The sequence below is a fragment of the Psychrobacter phenylpyruvicus DSM 7000 = NBRC 102152 genome (assembly GCF_000685805.1).
GTDB classification, from domain to species: Bacteria; Pseudomonadota; Gammaproteobacteria; order Pseudomonadales; family Moraxellaceae; genus Psychrobacter; species Psychrobacter phenylpyruvicus.
Genome location: NZ_JMKP01000003.1, coordinates 41,381 through 56,549, shown reverse-complemented (window position 1 = coordinate 56,549; position 15,169 = coordinate 41,381). Strand labels below are relative to the sequence as shown.

Annotated in this window: 10 protein-coding genes; 2 read left to right on the top strand and 8 right to left on the bottom strand. The window is 41.6% G+C overall.

The annotated features are described in order from the left end of the window. Positions 1–30: 30 nt before the first annotated feature. Positions 31–1,431 (bottom strand): 3-oxoacyl-ACP reductase, encoded by a 1,401-nt coding sequence (locus tag G561_RS0101760; RefSeq protein WP_028858018.1) that lies wholly within the window; start codon positions 1,429–1,431, stop codon positions 31–33. 610 nt (positions 1,432–2,041) lie between these two features. Here G561_RS0101760 and G561_RS0101755 point away from each other — a divergent pair. Beyond that, positions 2,042–3,862 (top strand): acetyl-CoA C-acetyltransferase, encoded by a 1,821-nt coding sequence (locus G561_RS0101755; RefSeq protein ID WP_028858017.1) that lies wholly within the window; start codon positions 2,042–2,044, stop codon positions 3,860–3,862. A 169-nt stretch (positions 3,863–4,031) separates the two neighbouring features. Here the strand turns inward: G561_RS0101755 and G561_RS0101750 are convergent, their stop codons facing one another. The 7 genes from G561_RS0101750 to rsmG form a co-directional block, all read right to left on the bottom strand. Beyond that, entirely contained in the window at positions 4,032–5,180 is a 1,149-nt protein-coding gene (locus tag G561_RS0101750; protein WP_028858016.1) for a DNA polymerase III subunit, read from the bottom strand. 69 nt (positions 5,181–5,249) lie between these two features. Next, positions 5,250–6,092, bottom strand: a complete 843-nt coding sequence (gene kdsB, locus G561_RS0101745; protein ID WP_028858015.1) for a 3-deoxy-manno-octulosonate cytidylyltransferase — start codon at positions 6,090–6,092, stop codon at positions 5,250–5,252. 81 nt (positions 6,093–6,173) lie between these two features. Continuing rightward, on the bottom strand, positions 6,174–7,256 hold the full coding sequence (gene lpxK / locus G561_RS0101740; RefSeq protein ID WP_051584309.1) for a tetraacyldisaccharide 4'-kinase: 1,083 nt from the start codon (positions 7,254–7,256) through the stop codon (positions 6,174–6,176). A gap of 146 nt (positions 7,257–7,402) precedes the next feature. Beyond that, positions 7,403–9,247 carry a lipid A export permease/ATP-binding protein MsbA gene (gene msbA, locus G561_RS0101735; protein WP_373277676.1) on the bottom strand — a complete coding sequence of 615 codons (1,845 nt, stop codon included), beginning with the start codon at positions 9,245–9,247 and terminating at the stop codon, positions 7,403–7,405. A 227-nt stretch (positions 9,248–9,474) separates the two neighbouring features. Beyond that, positions 9,475–10,536, bottom strand: a complete 1,062-nt coding sequence (locus tag G561_RS0101730; protein ID WP_028858012.1) for a ParB/RepB/Spo0J family partition protein — start codon at positions 10,534–10,536, stop codon at positions 9,475–9,477. Positions 10,537–10,808: 272 nt separating this feature from the next. After that, positions 10,809–11,582 carry a ParA family protein gene (locus tag G561_RS0101725; protein WP_028858011.1) on the bottom strand — a complete coding sequence of 258 codons (774 nt, stop codon included), beginning with the start codon at positions 11,580–11,582 and terminating at the stop codon, positions 10,809–10,811. 119 nt (positions 11,583–11,701) lie between these two features. Further along, complete coding sequence (gene rsmG / locus G561_RS0101720; protein WP_028858010.1) at positions 11,702–12,379, bottom strand: 16S rRNA (guanine(527)-N(7))-methyltransferase RsmG; 678 nt, start codon at positions 12,377–12,379, stop codon at positions 11,702–11,704. A 338-nt stretch (positions 12,380–12,717) separates the two neighbouring features. Here rsmG and G561_RS13760 point away from each other — a divergent pair, with 338 nt between their 5' ends. Beyond that, the gene (locus G561_RS13760; RefSeq protein ID WP_115343021.1) at positions 12,718–15,021 is read left to right on the top strand and encodes a Lon protease family protein; all 2,304 of its coding nucleotides are present in this window, start codon (positions 12,718–12,720) and stop codon (positions 15,019–15,021) included. Positions 15,022–15,169: the final 148 nt, after the last annotated feature.

Sequence of the window (15,169 nt, the reverse complement as noted above, 5' to 3'; positions counted from 1 at the left end):
TTGATATCCTATATAGCTTAATAAAGCGGATTAAGCGCCTAATAAGCTTTGACCACAAACTCGAACGATATTACCGTTAACCCCACCTGAAGCTGGAGTCGCCAACCAAGCAGTTGCTTCAGCAACGTCAATTGGTAGCCCGCCTTGGCTCATAGAGTTCATACGGCGACCTGCTTCACGAATGGTTAATGGGATAGCCGCAGTCATTTGCGTCTCGATGAAGCCAGGAGCAACGGCGTTAATAGTTATGCCTTTGCCATCTTCTTTTAGCTTCTTAGCAGTGGCCTGAACCAGACCGATAACCCCAGCTTTAGAAGTTGCATAGTTGGTTTGACCTAGGTTACCAGCGATACCTGAGATTGAAGACACACAAACAATGCGGGCATCTTCATTTAACACATCATTCTCAAACAGGTAGTCGTTGATGGCAGCGATACTTTGTAAGTTAATATCGATAACCATATTCCACTGGTTTTCATCCATCTTAGCTAGGGTCTTATCACGAGTTACACCCGCATTATGTACGATACCATCTAAGCCATTGCGTTTGGCAGCGGCTTCAGCAATTTTCTCACCTGCATCTTCAGCTGTGATATCTAGAGCAAGCGTAGAGCCTCCGATTTCACCAGCTACTTTTTGTAGGTCTGCTTGCTGCTGTGGAATATCTAAGCAAATCACGTGAGCGCCGTCACGAGCCAATACTCGCGCCATTGATTCACCAATACCACGGCTAGCACCGGTCACTAGAACTGTTTTACCGGCAAAAGGTTTCGACCAATCAAGCTCTTGTACTTTGCCTTCACCAATACGAACCACTTGACCTGAAACGTAAGCTGAGCGAGCAGAGATGAAGAAACGTAAGGTAGATTCGATATTCGCTTCAGCCCCTTTACTAACATAGAGTAGCTGCGAGGTAATACCGTTTTTAAACTCTTTACCGACAGACTTAACAAAACCTTCAAGGGCTCTTTGCGCCAAAGCTTCGCCAATAGACTCACACTCTTCTGGTGGACGACCGATAATGATTACTCGGCCAGACTTCTCAACCTGACGAGCTACTGGGTGGAAGAAGTCATACATTTGCTTTAGGTCTGGGGCAAAAGCAATGTTACTGGCATCAAAGATAAGCACTTTATACTTATCACTATTATTTTCACTGCCTTTGGCTTCAACACCAGCACCAGTTAAGGTAGCTTTGTTAGCATCATCAGCAGCTACATACACCTCGGCATGAAGCTTATTTAATACCGTAGCGACAGCTTCACTGACACTATTATCTTCACCGGCAGCAGAACCAAATAGTACGCTACCACGAACGACTTTCTCGCCCGCCTCAAAACGATCTAACTTAGTTGGTAGAGGTAAACCTAGGTTTTTAGCCACTTTTTTACCTAGTGGCGACTGAACAAACTCTCCATAGCGATCTGACATAAAATCTCCTAGTTATATTAATGATTGGTTATTAGTTATAAAAAAAACGCGAAGATAACTGCGTAGCTTTACACAACACAGCCAATTCACTTGGCCAATTTTATAAACATGAAAACACATGTTTAAGGGCTTAATTCAGCAAAAAATAGTTGGGATATATTTTAAATCACCCTATATTTTCAATCTTAATGAGACTTATTACATAAAAAAATACGACTATTGAGTTCATGCTCCAAAGCTTACAACTGCTTATTTCAAAAAATTCTACCAGAATTCGGACGCATTTTTTTGTTAAAAAACCTCACTTTAAGGCTCTCTCAGCAACACTTGCTTCACACTGTTAACCACTTACTATCATTATACAACGATATAAGATTGCCAATTATTGGTGATGTGATAAAATTAAACCTAATGTTATGATTAGCCGTTGCAACCATAACATTATATTATTATAGAACAACATTCGCCACAATGCTTTAGTAACAATGTTAAAATTGTCTCTATGAACTCAGTTAATGTTTTCTTATGGTCTAAGTACTAACATGGCATAACTGAATAATTAATCATAAATAAGCGGCTTTTATTAAGTCTTAAGATATAAGGATATTAAATGAGTAAGTCAGATTCTAACAACAAGCAAGCAGATACCAACTCCGCAGTAACCTCCACTGTGGTGAGTAAAGCAGGTCAATCTTTATTAGATGAAAATACTGCCAGCACTGACGATACGAAACAAACGAAGTCGTCCGTTGACTTCTCTGATCTACAAAATGAAGTGAGTACTTCTCAGAAATCAGAAGAAGATGCAGTGATTAGTAAAGATAGAGCGGCCAAACAAAGAATTATCGAAGAAGCCAAAGCCCAAGCTGCAGAAGAAAAAGAATTAGAAGAACTAGAAGCTGATGACTCACAAATCAATCAGTCTACAGAGAGCACAAAAGATTCTAAACCACAAAACTCGGAAGAAGACAGCCAAGAGCAAACAAAAGATAAATCTGCGGCCAAGAAAAAATCTACTAAGCAAGAAAAGAAATCAGCTAAAAAGGACGATAATAAACCGTCTAAATCTGATGAGTCTACAAAAGATTCTAATAACAAACCCACTGACAATAAGGAAAAATTAATGTCTGATGCTTCAAAAACCTCAGCCCTTCCCCGCCGTGTAGCCATTTTAGGTGGTAACCGTATTCCATTTGCTCGCTCAAACGGTGCTTACTCTGATGCCAGCAACATTGATATGTTAAGTGCCGCTCTTAACGGTCTAGTTGAGCGTTATGAACTTCAAGGCGAACGTGTTGGTGAAGTGGTTGCTGGTGCTGTTCTAAAATTAAGCCGTGACTTAAACCTAACACGTGAGTCTGCTCTAAACACAGCTCTTGACCCACAAACCCCTGCTTATGATGTTTCTCAAGCTTGTGGTACTGGTCTTCAAGCAACTTTTGCAGCCAGCAACAAAATTGCTTTAGGTATTATCGACTCTGCCATTACTGGTGGTGTAGATACTACTTCTGACGCTCCTATCGCTGTAGGTGATGGTCTGCGTAAAGCACTAATCAAACTGGGTGCTGCTAAGACTAACAAACAACGCTTAGCTGCTTTAACTAGCATCAACCCTAAAGAGCTTATTGATGCACCTCAAAATGGTGAGCCTCGCACTGGCTTATCAATGGGTGAGCATCAAGCCATTACTGCTTTAGAGTGGAACATCTCTCGTGAAGATCAAGATGAGTTAGCAGTGAACAGTCATCACAACCTAGCCCGTGCTTATGATGAAGGTTTCTTTGACGACCTAATCACTCCTTATAAAGGTCTGACTCGTGATAACAACTTACGTCCAGACTCTTCATTAGAAAAACTTGCTTCCTTGAAGCCTGTGTTCGGTAAGCGTAACGCTAACCCAACTATGACGGCAGCTAACTCTACCCCACTAACTGATGGTGCTTCTTGTGTACTACTAGGTACTGATGAATGGGCCGAAGCTCATGGTCTAAAACCATTGGCTTACATTGTGCACCAAGAAACTGCTGCTGTAGACTTCGTAGGTAAAAGTGGTCCTAAAGAAGGCCTATTAATGGCGCCTGCTTACGCGGTACCTCGTATGCTTGAGCGTGCAGGCTTAACCCTTCAAGATTTCGATTTCTATGAAATCCACGAAGCTTTTGCCTCACAAGTACTATCAACCCTAGCCGCTTGGGAAGATGAAACTTTCTGTAAAGAGCGTTTAGGTCTAGATAAAGCTCTAGGTTCAATCGATCGTAGCAAGCTGAACGTTAATGGCTCATCATTAGCTGCAGGCCACCCATTTGCGGCAACAGGCGGTCGTATCCTAGCCACTGCTGCGAAACTACTGGATCAAAAAGGCTCGGGCCGTGCTCTAATTTCTATCTGTGCTGCAGGTGGTCAGGGCGTAACTTGTATCCTTGAAAAATAAGCTTTTTTTAGTAACTTAATCATTAGTAACTAAACAAATAGCTTAGATAAAAAAAGAGTCCAAATTAATTTGGACTCTTTTTTTGTGGTTACTATGACAATAAGGGCTGGCTTAGTTGTACTATTCGTTGGTTTTTATTTCTATTTTGAATTGCGCTGTTGGTTCTGTATTAAAGAGCTGCTATGCCTGATAACAATCTATCGTAGGCCATTTTTGGTTGTACATTTTGATAACTAGATAATTTGATATCTTCGATTAGGCTCATCAGCTGTTGAATACTGTCCAAACTAAGGCTATTAATAGAAGCGTATTCTGCCAATTCTAAATCAGTTTGTAAGGGCTTCAACCCCAAGCTTTGACGACTAAAATCCATCAGCATAAATTCCGACAGCTTGATAAAGTCATCTATTGCTAAGTTTTGTTGCCAATAATCACTAGCGGCTATGCTACTGCGCTTACCCACCCTTAATGCTAGCCAAACCTTAATCCACGTATCTCGAAATTTATACCACTCACTACCTAGCATATCTATCGCCGCTAAAGGAGCTCCATTAGACAGCTTTAATGCCTGTTCAACTTGCGTAGCTAATTGGCTTTCAGTTTCATAGTCGATGACTTTATTGCTTTTTATATAATCGCTAATATAAGCCGTTACTTTATCCAACTGAATATGATCTATCGCTACTTGCTGCACCCGGCTTTTAATCGTCGGTAATAGCTTCGTTGGCCAATCAGTAACTAATAATAAATGAATGCCATCCCGTGGCTCTTCTAAAGTTTTTAACAAAGCGTTTGCTGCAGCCACTGTCATCATATCGGCATTGTCGATAACACAAACTCTGCGACCACTGCTGCCCTGACTGATAAAGGGCTGTAGTTCACGAATATCATCTACTTTAATAGAGGTTTTGGCAGGCTCTGAGGCGACTGAACTGTTTTTTTTCTGTGAGCTTTTAGAAGTGCCTTTTGATTTTTTGGTCGGCTCTTTGACTTCACTGTCTTGACTGACCGGCAAGCTTGATAAGGGCAATACTTGTAAATCAGGATGAGTCCCTGACTGTAACCATTGACAGCTCTGGCAATGACCACAAGCACCCTGCTGATTAGGACTGTCTACAGTTTGCATTCTATTATCACATAACAGCCAAGCCACAAAGCGCCAGACAAAGGCCCTTTTGCCTATGCCCTGCATACCTGCAAACAGCAATCCGTGTGGCAAACGCTCATAACGTGATAGAAGATGATCCCAAGCAGACTGTTGCCAAGGCAATAAAGGGGCGAAATAAACACTTTCATCGGAGTTAAGTTGCTGTTTCATAATTCACTCTCTTGCCCTATATTTGCCTTTGGATTAACTCAGCTTGAGATAAAAAAGTAATAAAAATAATTACTGTAACTCACTGATAGGCAGTGCATTTAATCGATCTAAATCTTGCTGCATATCCACCCCGGGTGGCAGCTGCACACTGGCTTCAGCTATGGCGATTTTTTCACCATTTTCTAATACTCGCAGTTGCTCAAGACTTTCCAAATTCTCCAAAACACCTGGCGCCCATTGCACAAAGTTTTGTAATAGCTTCACTTTATAAGCATAGATGCCTAAGTGCCTATAAGCATTATTAGGCACCTCAAGCTGAGGCATTTCATTAGCGCCGTTTGCTTCTGCTTGCTCGTTGTTTTGGGCCATAGCTAAAGCATGATTTCTATCGCAAGGTATGGGAGCACGGCTGAAATACAAAGCGTTTTGTAAATTATCGGTTACTACTTTGACCACTGAGGGGCGCATAAACTCTTGGTAATCTAAAATAGGCTCGTATAACGTGGCCATCACACATTCAGGCTTATGCAGCAATAAATCTTTGACTTGCTGCAATAGTGCTGGTGGTACCAAAGGCTCATCGCCCTGCATATTAACCACGATATCCTCAGCATCCCAGCCCTTAATTTTAGCGACCTCACTCAATCTGTCGGTACCTGACGCATGACTAGCATCGGTCATTACCACATCATAGCCTGCGTCACGGCAGACCTCAGCAATCCTATCATCATCGGTAGCAATACATAAGTCATCTGCAAACGTGGCTTGGCTCGCCTTTTGTGCTACCCATAAGATCATTGGTTTGCCATGTATCAGCAGTAGAGGCTTACCTGGTAACCGCGTACTCTTAAATCGTGCCGGGATAACAATATGAACCTTAGGCTCTGAAGCTTTGATATCAGTTGAGTTCATCGGACTTCTCTCTACTTATAGATGATGATTTATTTAGATAATGATTTAATAATAACTATTTGCAAATTAAGCAGCTTAATCTTAACTATGAATGCCGAGTGCATTTAGCTGTTTGCTCAAAGTTAAATAACTGTTTGGGCTAAGCACTGCATTTACTGGCAACACCCAAATAGATAAGCTTTGTAGCTGTGGACTGGCATTGACCAGAGGGGCTATCTTCACCGCATCTTTTGAGGTAATGATAATAGGTTTGTCGGCTAACGGCAGTAAGTCCTCTACCCCAAAGCTATGATGATCAGGCTTAGGTCTTGGCTCTACTTGGTATCCTAAGTCTGTTAAAGTATTAAAAAAACGCTGTGGATAGCCTATACCACTCACTGCATAAACACTATTGATATTACTCAGACTTGGCTGGCCCTCGATTAGCGGCTGCAAAGAGGCTGGTTGCAGGTGCATGCTAAGTCTGTCTTCGCTGTTTTCAGTTCGGGTTTTAGAGCATTCAGTACGCTCGTGATAAATAACTGTGGTTCCCTGTAAGCGACTTATCGGCTCTCTTAAAAACCCTGCGGGCAATAGCTGCTTATTCCCGAAACCTCTGGCGCTGTCTACAACCACCCACTCAATATCTCGCTGCATCTTGTAGTGCTGTAGACCATCATCGGCTATGATCAACTGAGTGTCTGGTTGCTGCTTTAATAAAAGCTCTATCGCTTGTTGACGGTTGGGGCAGACTGCAACTGCTGCCCCAGTTTCACGCACAATCAAACAAGGTTCATCACCCACTTCTTCAGGCTTGCTGTGTGAGGTGACAATCTGTGGCATCAACGACTCATCACCGCCATAACCCCTACTGATGACACCTACTTTAACTCCTTGATGTTGTAAGTAAGTCACCAGCTCGATAATCAGTGGGGTTTTGCCACTGCCTCCGACTGTGATATTACCCACCACCATAACGGGGACAGGAGCTTGGTAGCTAGACAGAATCCCTTTTTGATATAGCTTACGCCTGATACCAGTAATGGCCCCATATAAACCACTAACCGGCAATAATAACCATAACCACCACGCTTCTTTTTGCCAAGCATCAACTATAGCAAGCTCTAAGTTAAAAGGCGTGCTATCGTCATTATCGCTATTGTTGATTTTACGGTGGCTTACCATAGTCAATCATCAACCATCAGTTACTAAGAGTTATCAATAACCCTTTATTAAACAAAGAGCGGGACTAAACAAAGGATAAAGTCAAACAAAAAACTTGATTTAACTAAATAAGTGGCTCATCTAACCATTTATTATTCATTACTTTATTATTCATCATTGTCCAGCTGACTTTCTGTAAAGTCTCTATCATACATATGAGCATAACGGCCTGATAGTGACATCAACTCTTCATGGGTTCCAGTTTCAACAATCCTACCTTTATCCATAACCACAATTTTATCAGCTGATTCAATGGTAGTAAGGCGGTGTGCAATCACCAAAGTGGTGCGATCTTTCATCACGTTTTCTAAGGCTTGTTGGATATAGTACTCAGACTCATTGTCGAGGGCACTGGTCGCCTCATCCAATATCAATATTGGCGCATCTTTTAATAATGCACGAGCGATAGACAGTCTTTGGCGTTGTCCCCCTGATAACTGAAGTCCTTCTGAGCCAATGTCACTATCGTAGCCCTGAGGCAGCTGCATAATAAAGTCATGGGCATAGGCAGCTTTAGCCGCTGAGATCAGCTGCTCTTCACTCTTCACTGCTAAATCGCCATACGCAATGTTATGACGGACACTGTCATTGAACAACACTACCTGCTGGTTAACCATACCAATCTGAGAGCGCAGTGAGCTTAAAGCAATATTTTCAATAGGCATGCCGTCGATATATATGTTACCAGTATTTGGCTCTAAGGTACGGGTTAACAAATTAACCAAGGTGGTTTTACCAGCGCCACTTTTACCCACAAACGCTACGGTCTCACCCGACCCAATAGTTAGGCTAAAGTCCTCTAAAGCTTTGGTGCCATCTGGATAACACATGGAGACATTATCAAAGACTATCTCACCTTTAACGCGTTCGATATGCGTTCCTAGATCTTGCTCTTCTTCCTCATCAAGTAACGCAAAAATAGAGGCACCGGCAGCAATCCCTCTTTGTAGCTTCTCGTTAATATCAGTCAAAGTTCTTACCGGCTTACTTAATAAGCCTGCAGCAGTCAGATAAGCAATAAATTCCCCTGCGGTGGTATTAGCTATCACCTCTGGTCTTAGCGCCAACCAAATCACCACGGAGAATGCCAATGCCATTAGCAGCTGTACTGCTGGCGTATTAATGCTATTGGTGACAACAATCTTCATACCTTGTTTTAGGTTATCAACCGAAGCTTTTTCAAAACGTGCCTGTTCATAGCTCTGCCCGCCATAATTTTTGACAACCTGATAACCGCCAATCACCTCATTAGTAATGTGGCTCACATCACCCATCGACTTCTGAATGCCTTTTGACAGTTTTAAATAGCGTTTTGAAGCCTTTTGAATCAACCATAAAATGGGCGGTAACACTAAGAATAAAATCAATGTCAAACGCCAGTTGGTATACAGCAGATATCCCATCAAAGCGACAACTGTCATACCGTCACGTATTAAAGTTTTCAGTGAATCGGTACTAGCGGCTGTGACTTGTTCTACATCAAAAATAAGCTTTGAAGAAATGGTGCCCGCAGGATTGGCTAAGAAAAAAGCGTTGGGCAAGCGCAGTAGCTTATCGAACACTTCAACTCGTAGCTTATAGACCAGGTTCCTTGAAATTAGCGCTGAGAAATAGTTCCCTAAAAAAGAACCCACACCCCGAATAAAAAACAACAGGATAATCAAAAAAGGAAACAGATTAAGCTGAGACTGAGTGCCATCATTAATTGCATCAGTAATGAATTGAATCAGTTTGGCGATACCAATTTCAGTCGCTGAATTAATACCAAAGCCAATAATAGTAAGGGCAATAGCCCACCAGTACGGCTTGATATATTGCATCAACCTTAGGTAGGTCTGGGTTCCTGAAGGACTTTGTAATTTAAGCTTAGGTTGTAATAAGTTTGATTCCTGGTCATTGCGACCTTTGGAAGAGGTGGACGATGCATCTTTAGGTGATGGTTTTGTCATCATATGCCTTTTTTATAAAGTTCATTTTAAGCTAACTATAGAGCAGTCTGTGGCTGGTACCGTCGTCTGTGCTATACACAATTAAGGTATAAACACCATATAAAGTATCCGTACAATAATTCGATGGATTACAACTTTATATTAATACCACAAAGCCTCTTAATGGACCCCGAGACTATTGTCTATATATTAATCTTGGGAAGTGTAGAGAATATGTCCAATACGTTAGATTATGATTTAAAGTGCTTTAATAAAGCCTCTAGTTCTTCGTGGCTATGAAAGAAAATCTCCATGCTGCCTTTACCACCCTTCTTTTGCTTTAGCTTCACAGTAGCGCCTAGATAGTCAGACAACTGTTGATTCAGCTTCTCAATCTCTGCATCTGCATTTTGCGAGGCGGGCTTACTAGGCTTTTCTGGATTAAGAATAGACTTAACCAGTTTCTCAGCATCACGCACAGTCATAGAAGCTTCAATGATCTTCTCAGCAATAATAGGCTGTTGCTCAGAGGATAATGATAACAATGCACGAGCATGACCCATATCTAGATGGCCTTCACTCAAATGAGTTTTTACCTCTTCATGCAAATGATTAAGGCGTAGCAAGTTTGAGACAGTGGTTCTGGCTTTACCAACTACCTCAGCAATCATGGCATGACTCATACCAAATTCAGTATGGAAGCGCTGTAATGCAGCAGCTTGCTCAATTACCGACAAGTCTTCGCGTTGAATATTTTCAATTAGTGCCAGCGCAATAGCCAACTCATCGGATAAAGCCCGTTCGATAGCAGGAATGGTGTCCTGACCTGCTAATTTAGCTGCTCGCCAGCGACGCTCACCAGCAATAATTTCGTGAGTAATGCTATCTGACAACTTTTCTTCATTCGCCAATAAAGGTCGAATAACAATAGGCTGCATGACCCCATGCTGCTTAATAGAGGATGCCAACTCAGCCAAAGCCGTCTCACTCATATCACGTCTAGGCTGATATTTACCAGCTTGCAAACGTTCAACATCCATCTGTACCAAGGTCATCTCTTCATCAAGAGCATCATTGGCAGGCTTATTGATAGTAATTTCGGCTTTACTTACCGCAGCTTTTTTTCGGGTAGCTGTTTTTTTAGTCGCAGTTTGTTTTTGTATCGGCTCAGTTTGAACAGGCGAGTCTTTAGCCTCGCGATCAACTTGTAAGTCATCACGTAAAGCGGCAGCTGTGATTGCTTTTTCTTTTTTGATAGACCCGAGTAGAGCATCTAACCCTCGGTTTGCAGCTAATCCACGCTTTTTTGCCATGTTGGTTATCCTCTACACCTGCTTACCTGAACTATTAAGTGGTTTTATAGTTGCTGAATCAAGCCCCTACTTTAACCTCTTAAACTCTAAAAGCTATAAAAAATAAAAATTACAAAAAATGATTACGCCCTTTGAGGGAGCCTCATTTTAATGAATTGTGTGTCGCTTGCAAGCGCAAACACCATTTAATGCCACTAATAACTAATTATTAAGTTGGATTTACGCTGCTTGCTTGTCATTAACCGCTTAGTTAGCGAATAAACAGACTAAAGCTAGTCTGTTTGTTGAGACAGCTGGCGACTTTGTTTGATGATTTCTGTGGCCAGTTTACGATAGGCTTGAGCCCCTTTTGAGCTTTTCTCATAATCCAGTACCGGCATACCATGCGCAGGTGCTTCAGCCAAACGCACGTTTCTTGGAATAACGGTTTTGAACATCAAATCACCGAAGTGTGATTCAAGCTCTGCTGAGACATCATTAGCTAAAGTATTACGAGAGTCAAATAGAGTTCTTAACACGCCGCGTATGTGTAGCTCAGGGTTAAGCTCTTTTAATCTGTCAATAGTTTGGGACAAATCTGCCAAGCCTTCAAGGGCATAATACTCACATTGCATAGGAATAATAACGCCTTGCGTCGCTACCATAGCATTAATGGTCAGCAAATTAAGACTTGGCGCGCAGTCAATGATCACATAGTCATAATCGCCAATATTTTGCATGGCGTTACTTAATAGCAGATGACTGTCACTTTTGCCCATTAAAGTGATATCAATACCAGACAGATCACGATTGGCACCCACCACATCAAATCCTGCAGGACTGCGGTAGATAGCATCCTTTAAATCTATACCATCTAATAAAACATCAGCTATAGTCAATTCTAATGCCAATTTTTCAAGCCCAGTGCCTGATGTGGCGTTACCTTGTGGATCTAAGTCAATAAGCAATACTTTTTTGCGTCGACCTGCAAGGCTTGCGGCCAAGTTCACTGCTGTTGTGGTTTTACCCACACCGCCTTTCTGATTTGCTATTGCCAGAATTTCCATAGGGTTACTCTTCTACCTCAATAAAGCAGGTTGATTTAAATAGTTATTATAATATTAATTGGATAATTGGTTAACTTAGCCTCTTACTGTCTGTCATCTAAAATCAGACTATTGGTTTTCTAGACGCTTTTTTTAACCAATTCAGTTAAATGCCGAGTTTCATGCAAATGAGGTACGTCCAAAGCAATATGCTCTATCTGCCACTCATCAATCAAAGCATTCATATCTTCTGGCTCAGGAATTAATCCCTTCATGGCTTGTAGCCAGCCCCCTTGCGCCAATCTTGGTTCAGCAGCTTCTACAAAGTCAGTTAAACTGGCGAAAGCTCTAGAGGTGATGACGGCAAATTTTTCATGCTCTTGCGGTAAAAAATTTTCAATTCGGCTAGCCACAGGCGTAACGTTAGTTAATTTAAGCTCAGACACCGATTGACGAATAAAACGAATCTTTTTTTGGTTGCTATCAAGCACCGTCACTTCACGGTCTGGCTCACAAATAGCAATAACCACTCCAGGTAAACCTGCTCCCGTTCCAATATCTAAAAGCTTACCAGATTTTAGATGCGGTATTATGGCTAAGCAGTCAATAATATGCTTGATCAAAGCTTCTCTTGGCTGTTTAATTGCAGTTAGATTATAAGCTTTGTTCCAGAACAATAGCTTGTCTAAATACAGCATCAACTTCCCGCGCTGTTCGGCACTAATTTCTAGCTTTAACTGTTCAATTGAATCAAGCAAAAGTTTATCAAGCTCTTGATATTGATTAGATATCACTTGAAACTCAGTGGTGTTCATCATTTTATCGCTACCATACTGTACTATAATACAGCCAATTTATGGGTTTATCTCAAGCCAAAGGGTTTAGCGTGGCATTATAACACGTTCGTAATTTTTTTAGATGTTATCCCATGTCTATCATGCGATATACTCAATATTATTTTTAATGTTAATTTTCTATTTGATCTGAGCCGACTATGTCTTTTTCTAGCAATGCTACGAATCCTAAAAACAAAGCTCCTAAGAGCCCCCATAAGACCCAAACTGGCTCACATTCGACCAGTTCAGACTTAAACTCTAGTTTTAAGGAGCCGTATGTTAATGCAAATACAAAAAAACTCAACACCTCGAACCAGACAATGACTCACTTAACCAAACAACAGCGAACTGCCTTAGCCACTAAAACAGTAACCCAAATTAAGCACAACTGCAAAGTAGATTCGGTCAAATTAAAAAAACACAGTGACCCTAGCGTCCTGCCCGCCTCTACCAAATTAGCGGCCCGCTTAAATTGTGGCTTCGGTCAACAGCGCTCTATCTCCGCCTTAAATACCGCCTTTGATATCACCGCTGGAGGCTATAACGTCTTTGCAGTGGGTGCCAATGGTCTGGGCAAAAGAACCTTTATTACTCAATACCTGTGTAATAAAGGTCATAAACAAACACTTTTAAAAGATTGGATTTACGGTTATAACTTTAACTGTCCCAACTCTCCGTTAGCTATTGCCTTAGAGCCCGGCACTGCACCTAAACTGTCGGCGGAGTTGGTCGAAATTTGGCATCATTTAACCGCAGCTTTGATGCTTTTAGATAACAACGGCGCTGATCAAACCCGTAAAGATAATAAAAAAAGTGATTTAGCTCAAAATTATTTAGCTCAAAAAGCTAACAATACTGCTGCAGAAGTTATTGCACCTTATTTTGTGAAATTAGTGGATGCTTATAGTAGCAATGCTAAGTTGGTAGGCTATTTACAGCTGTTACAACAAGACCTAATTATCAATGCTCAGCTTATCCTACAAGCCAAAGACCCACGCTTTGTTCCTGCACACAATCAGCAAATACCGGACAGATATAACATTAACATCATTAGCTCAGTAGGCCCTAAATCACACTCAGAGTATGCCTTAAAACAAAACCAGACCCAAACGCCAGACGGTGCTCCTATTGTCTTTGAACCTAATCCCTGCCACAGTAACCTACTAGGTAAAATCAATCAAACCTTGCAAACAGGCTGTACCATCAGCAATCATATGATGATTCAGCCAGGGGCATTACACAGAGCCAATGGTGGCTTTTTGATCATAGAAGCCTCACACATCAGCGAGTACCCTGAAGCTTGGCATGGGTTGAAGTTGGCACTGAGAACTGCCGAGCTAAGCCCTATCGAAGTCAGTCACAATACTACTCTAGGGGACAACCTACTCACCCCTGAGCCTATCCCATTAGAGAACAAGATTATTTTGCTCGGTGAGTCTGATTTATACGATCAATATGCAGAGCAAGACGGGGAGTTTTTATCCTTATTTAAAATTCGAGCCGACTTCCATGAGGAGGTGGTTCGCTCAATTGATAATGAGCTAGAAATGGTCGCCAAAATGGCTGACATTATTGCCAAATATAAGATTAAACATTTCGATAGCTCGGCCCAAGCGGCAGTACTAGAGTTTTTGAGCTTATTGTCTGAAGATCAAAACAAACTAAGTTTGCATAGCGATAGTCTAATTCAAGTCATGTTAGAGGCAGACCGCTTGGCAACGAAAGATCAGGCTGAGCTGGTCACCTACCTTCAGGTAAAGCAAGCCATCAACGATATAAGCTTTCGCTCAAGCTATCTAAAAGAGTTGTACCTGCAAGAGATTACCGATGGTCAACAGCTGATTAGTACCACAGGCAGTGCCATCGGTCAAATTAATGCGTTAACCATCATTGATTATGCAGACAGTGAATTTGGTATGCCCGCTTTATTAACCGCTGTGGTGCAGCATAGCGTAGGCTCAGGTGATATCTTAGATATTGAAAGAGATGTGGAGCTTGGAGGAAGCCTACACGCCAAAGGCATGCTGATTATGAACAGCTATTTACGCGCCTTGTTTAGCCCCTACCACCCCTTAAACTTCACCGCGTCCTTGGCCTTTGAACAAAGTTATGCTCATATTGATGGCGACAGTGCCACTTTAGCAGAAGCCTGTGCTCTATTATCCGCTTTAGCAGAGGTCCCTATCTCTCAAGCCCTAGGTATTACTGGCTCTATGAACCAATTGGGCCGAGTCCAAGCCGTGGGTGGAATTAATGCCAAAGTAGCTGGTTTTTTTGATGCCTGCTCACACCAAGGGCTAACTGGGGAGCAAGGCGTCATCCTACCTTACGCCAATATCTCTCAACTTATGCTTCGTGATGATATTATAGAAGCCGTTAAAGCAAAGAAATTCCATATCTATGGGGTCAAAAGCTTAAGTGAAGCGCTCACTATCTTGGCGGACATGCCCGTTGATACTATCAATAAAAAAGGCCGCTATCGCAAAGCCAGCTTATTTGGCAAAATCATAAAAAATCTAAAAAAATGGGAAGAACAATTAAATCCCCCGGAGGAGCCAGATGACCTAGAGCAGACTGAGCAATCTGCTGTAAAAGAGACAAAAAACAGCCGACATAATGAATAATTGAGCTAAAACTTACCAGGCTATCGTATCCGTCATGAAATTATGCTATTTTTTAGCTCTGCTATACTCACAATTATTTAATAATCAAAAAACAGTTATTTAATAATCAAAAAAATTATTTATTAATTAAAAGACTGTTACTTGATAA